Origin of the sequence: Rhodococcus sp. LB1, from assembly GCF_001583455.1 — a bacterium.
Lineage (GTDB): Bacteria > Actinomycetota > Actinomycetes > Mycobacteriales > Mycobacteriaceae > Rhodococcus_F > Rhodococcus_F opacus.
Genome location: NZ_LTCZ01000328.1, coordinates 1 through 1,064, shown reverse-complemented (window position 1 = coordinate 1,064; position 1,064 = coordinate 1). Strand labels below are relative to the sequence as shown.

The following is a 1,064-nucleotide window of genomic DNA, read 5'->3' as shown; positions in this document are numbered from 1 at the left end:
TGCGTGACGTCGGCATCGACGGTCGACAGGTCGGAATTGGTGAAGAACGGGTGGTAGCGCCACACCGGGAACAACGCATCCGGGTAGTTCGCGTCCTTGACCCGACGCACGATCAGGCGGGCGGTGACCCGGTGCCGTCCGGAGAAGGCGGTGTACTCGACCTCGGCGACCTCGGCGTCGGAGATCAACTCCCCGGTATCGGGGTCGGTGACCGCACCGGGATAGCGCACCGGCATCCAGGCGTCGTCGTCGATGGAGGCGATGGCCCGGGTGATCCGCGGATTGCGGGTCATCACCAGGGAGAACTCGATGCCCGCGGCGACCGCGGCGCCGATGACGGCCTTGTTGCCGAACGCCGAATCACCGCGGACCATGATCTTGCCGTGCGCCCCGCAGGCGCGGGCGGTGGTGACCGCCGAGCGCAGTTGGGAGGCGGCGCCGCGCCCGGATCCGGTTTTGCCGGCGCGCAGTCTCATCTCCGTGATCACCGGCGCCGCCTGCGCGGTCGACAGGGTCGTGGCCAGCGGCGACAGTCCCTTGCGGAGCAGGGCGCGGCCGGCGATCTTCGCGTGCCCGTAGGACGCTCCTTGTTTCTGGTGCCCGTACACCGGGCGCAGCAACGAGTCGATGTCGAGGAACGCGCGATCCTCAATGCCGGGCAGCAGCGGGGTGCGGGCGGCGAGGCCGATCAGGTGTCGGCGCAGCACCGCCCCGAGCTGAAGGCTGTGCCCGAAGGTGAATTCGCGCAGGAAGATCCCCAACGTCGACGGGGCGTAGACCTGGTCGAAGAGGATCGGGGTGCCGCCGGCGCGGATCGTGTCCACATCGTCGATGCTGTCGGCTCCGGTGAGCATTCCGCCGATGATCGAGGTCAGTTTCCCTGCCGGGTTCGCCGCACCCGAGGCCACCCGCGTGGAGGTGAGGTCGATTTGGGTGTCGATCAGCTCCGACAAGCCGGCCTGTTCGGCGAGTTCGAGGACCGGCACCAATCCTGCCGCGGACACGAGATTGTGTTCGTCGAACACCGCGGACCCAGCCGTGAACGTGTGCGATGATTGCACTGA

The 1,064-nt window shown here is 68.1% G+C and carries 1 protein-coding gene; it reads right to left on the bottom strand.

Going from position 1 to position 1,064, the window contains the following annotated elements; translation table 11 throughout:
• Positions 1-1,061, bottom strand: a 1,061-nt coding sequence (locus AZG88_RS33015; protein WP_082833542.1) for an IS1380 family transposase, incomplete at its 3' end; no start/stop codon positions are given.
• Positions 1,062-1,064 lie beyond the last annotated feature (3 nt).